We start from the raw sequence: 618 nt of genomic DNA on the forward strand, positions 1-618 counted from the left end.
AGGGCCGGCCCCCTGGGGGGTGGCCCGGGAGCGGACGAAGCCGAGGTACGGGGTGTCCAGCTCGTGCACCGGGATCACGTAGTAGCGGTTCATCGCCGGGACCTCGATCACCCACGGCTCGGCCCGCAGGTCGAGCCAGGCCCAGGAGTAGGGGGTGTCGTTGTTCGGGGTCACCACGTCGGTGTTGGCGGGGGTGAAGGGCTTCGGGTAGTGCCGGAAGACGCCGAAGCCGCCCACGTACCGGGGGTCCGCCTCGTCGATGGCCTGCGGGTACATGGTGCGGTAGTTCTCCAGCAGGCTGAATCCCCAGATCCAGCCCTCCGCCGCCGTCCTGCGCACCGTCGCCGGATCCACCAGTGCCGGGTTACCCATGCCGTCGCGCTCCCCAGGTCGGACATACCGTCATGAACCGTACGGAACGGATGCTATGCCGCCCACGACCGACCGGCATGTCGGACGGAGCGTCAGCTCTCGGCGAACCGGCTTTGCCCAGGGCGAACCCCGCTACCGGCCACCGCCCGAGGGGCGCAGGCTGACGGTATGAACCTCCTCGTGATCGGCGGCTCCTCCTTCCTCGGCCGCGCCTACGTGTCCGAAGCCCTGCGGCGTGGCCATCGG

1 protein-coding gene is annotated in these 618 nt (G+C 69.9%); it reads right to left on the minus strand.

The window, feature by feature from the left end:
- Window positions 1-372, minus strand: a 372-nt coding sequence (locus tag ABD323_RS43705; protein ID WP_344447572.1) for a DUF1254 domain-containing protein, incomplete at its 3' end; no start/stop codon positions are given.
- Window positions 373-618: the final 246 nt, after the last annotated feature.

This window comes from Kitasatospora nipponensis (assembly GCF_039528135.1).
GTDB lineage: Bacteria > Actinomycetota > Actinomycetes > Streptomycetales > Streptomycetaceae > Kitasatospora > Kitasatospora nipponensis.